Genomic DNA, 3,279 nt, shown 5'->3' with positions numbered 1-3,279 from the left:
TTTCTGCTTCTTTACCAACTACACCAGAATTTTCTGCTTCTTTACCAACTACACCAGAATTTTCTGCTTCTTTACCAACTACACCGTAGTTTTCTCTAACATAAATTTTAGATTCTTGAGCTTCTTTTTCTGCCATTGTTTCTATAACTCCTATTAATTTTGTATTCTCTTGGCGTATGTTTTTAATTTCTTCAGAATAAAAATCTTTTTGTTCAGATAAAAGTCTTATCTTCTTATCTTTTAATTCTAACATTTGTTTATATTTTTGCGAGAATTTACGCTCATATTCTGCTTCGTCAATTTGAGCAGGAACTTTGACCCGAATGACAAAAGCTCCGTCGCCTTTATTTTCTATTGTTTGAATGACTGGTAATTCTTCTGTCTCACTCTCTACTCGCAATTTTTGAAAAGTCTTACGCTCATATAAAGTACCGTCGCCTTCATTTTCTATTTTTTGGATGACTGGTAATTCTTCTGTTTCACTTTCTACTCGAAGTTCTTGAAAAGTCTTAGGCTCATATTTTGCTTCGTGAATTTTATCAGAAACTTTGACGCGAATCACAAAAGCACTGTCGCCTTTATTTTCTATTTTTTGGATGACTGGTAATTCTTCTGTTTTACTTTCTACTCGAAGTTCTTGAAAAGTTTTCTGAAAAATCTGCCAGTCAATACCATCTTTGAAAATTAAATCGACAGTATTGGGAATTTTCTGAGCTAGTTTAGCAAATTCACCAGGTTCAAAATATTTCTCTGGATCGGCAGGACGACGTTCTCGTTCAGGATATTTCAGGAAAATGTAATCGCAATTAATATCAGTTAGTTTAGTAGTATTACTAATTCCCCAATCTTGTATACAGGCTCCAGTTAAAGTTACTCCAGTTAAGTCTGCTCCTTCTAGTAAAGTTTGAACCAACTTAGCTCCAGATAAATTGGCATTTTGTAGGTTGGCGCGTTTTAAGTCTGTGCCGATGAAGCTAGCATCTTGTAGGTTGGCTTCTTTTAAATTAATACCTCTAAGGTCGAAGTGAGCAAAGTTTTTATCGTTTTGATATTGCAGTCCTCCTGTTGTAAGTAACTTCCTGACTTTGGCATCTTTTAAATAAGTTTTTCCTGGTAAAACAAAGTCTAGTTTAATAACATTTCTCAAGCAAGTACGAGTTATGTTAGCTCCTCTAAAATCTGTACTTTTGAGAGTAGCATTAGTGAAATCAGTATCAGTTAAATTTGCATCTCTGAAAGATGTTCCCGTTATAGCAGGAAGGGCAACAGCTACATTACGAATAAAAGTATATTTTTCATCTCCTTTAATTGCTTGATAAGCAATCCAAGAACTTAGCAATGTTTGAAAAAGGGCTATGACTAAGTTTAGGACTCCTATCCTGCTAGCTCCTGCTATCATTCCTGTTTCAGTGATGGTGACGGTTATAGTTATAAGTAAGGCTGAGGCTATGCTTAAGGCTCCTGCTATGGTGACGGTTACAGCTACAATTAAAGCTATAGCTCCTGCTATAGTTTCGTTTCTGGCTACTACTAAAGCTATGGCTCCTGCTATGACTCCCACTAGGAATATAGTTCCAGTTACAGCTACGACTAACGTTAAAGCTAAGGCTAAAGGTCCTGATATAATTCCTGCTAAAGCTGAGGCCAAACCTACGGCTCCTAGTATGGCTGTGGCTATACCTACAGCTGAGTCTTCTATTCTTTTAACAATAAACGTTGTACATAACGTTATCGATAATACAATAATTAAAATTAAGGACACCCAACGATAAATTTGAGTTTCTACATTACTTAACTCAAATATTAGTAATATCAAATTTGAAATGAGTAAATTCAAAAAAACTGGTATACCAACTAGAAAAAAAATACTAAAAAGCAAAAATACCACCCAAAACTTCTCTAATCCTGCCTTAGCTCCACAAAACTTAGCACCCGTCAGATTCGCTTCTCGAAAATTAGTACCCCGAATATCCGCTCCACTAAAATCTGCCCCAGACAAATCTTTTCTCTCAAAAGATAGACCCCGAAGACTCACACCTCGGAAATCTCGTCTACCTTTTTCATATTTCTGCAATATCTCACGGGCGGTTATCATGAGTATTCCTGGAAAATTGATAATTTAAGGCCATTTAGTCAGCTACAAATTTTGGATGATCAATTTTACCATACAAATAGTTTACAGTAAAATATTATAATCATATCGATCAAGAGAAAAGAATATTCCATATTTCAAGCCTCCTCATACCACGAAGTACTGATAACTGATAACGGATAACTGAAATCACCATGCCATCACCCTTCCCTGGAGTAAATCCTTATTTAGAAAATTCAGCCTATTGGTCAAGTATACACCACTGGTTAATTACTGAAATTGCTCGTTTATTAAACCAAAAATTAGCCCCCAAATATGTAGTTGCGGTAGAAGTACGCATCTATGAAACCAGTGGAGAAAAATCTATACTTATTGGTATTCCTGACAATATCATTGCCAAAAGTTCTGAAAATACTATCAAATCTCCTGAATCTAATGTGGCTGTTGCAACCTCTTCTATTCAACCTTTAACCATCGAACTTTCTCTTCCAGAAACAATTAAACAAGGATATTTAGAAGTTAGGAGAGTTGGCACGGGAGAAGTTATTACCGTCATTGAAATTCTTTTACCTATCAATAAAAATCCAGGAGAAGGTAGGATAAAATACGAAAAAAAACGACTGGATATTTTAAATAGCTATACAAATTTTGTAGAAATAGATTTGCTACGTCAAGGTAATTCAATGATTACTTTAAATCAGAATATAGACTATGATTATTGTATTTTAGTTAGTCCTAATCATCAACGTCCTCAAGCAGAGCTATATGCCTTTAAAATTCAAGATATGATTCCTACTTTTACTCTGCCTCTACTTCCAGAAGATGCAGAAGTTACTCTAGATTTACAAAGTATTTTACATCAAGTTTATGACCAAGGACGGTATGATTTAATAATTGACTACCAACAAAAAATTGTTCCTGTTTTATCAAAAACTTATGCAACTTGGGAAGAAAATATTTTGAAAAAACAAGGGTTAAAATAAATCCAAGGATTGAAATCCTTGGCTAATAGCTTAAGTCATCTAAAGATGACTAAATGTCTATGCTATCTTTTTGTATTGTGGTTAATTAATGCAACCTGATGTAAGATAAATTTTTACTAATGATAATGAGATAATTAGAGCATATTTAAAAATGGAGCGATCGCTTGAACCCATAAACCAGGTTTTTCTCTAGATATCTTTTGT

Annotated in this window: 2 protein-coding genes; one reads left to right on the top strand and one right to left on the bottom strand. The window is 34.4% G+C overall.

Translation table 11 applies throughout. From position 1 onward, the window contains the following. The coding region (locus AC3DU7_RS29380; RefSeq protein WP_488042784.1) for a pentapeptide repeat-containing protein at positions 1 to 2,095 on the bottom strand (2,095 nt) is incomplete at its 3' end. A 191-nt stretch (positions 2,096 to 2,286) separates the two neighbouring features. Between AC3DU7_RS29380 and AC3DU7_RS29375 the strand changes: the two genes are divergently transcribed. Then, the gene (locus AC3DU7_RS29375; RefSeq protein ID WP_488042783.1) at positions 2,287 to 3,075 is read left to right on the top strand and encodes a DUF4058 family protein; all 789 of its coding nucleotides are present in this window, start codon (positions 2,287 to 2,289) and stop codon (positions 3,073 to 3,075) included. Positions 3,076 to 3,279 lie beyond the last annotated feature (204 nt).

Source organism: Okeania sp., assembly GCF_983059655.1.
The sequence above is the reverse complement of the archived record's forward strand: the minus strand, read 5'-3'. Positions and strand labels throughout refer to the sequence as shown.

Coding starts and splice junctions, on each gene's coding strand:
- AC3DU7_RS29375 (WP_488042783.1), top strand. CDS start 2,287: ATGCCATCACCCTTCCCTGGAGTAAATCCTTATTTAGAAAATTCAGCC.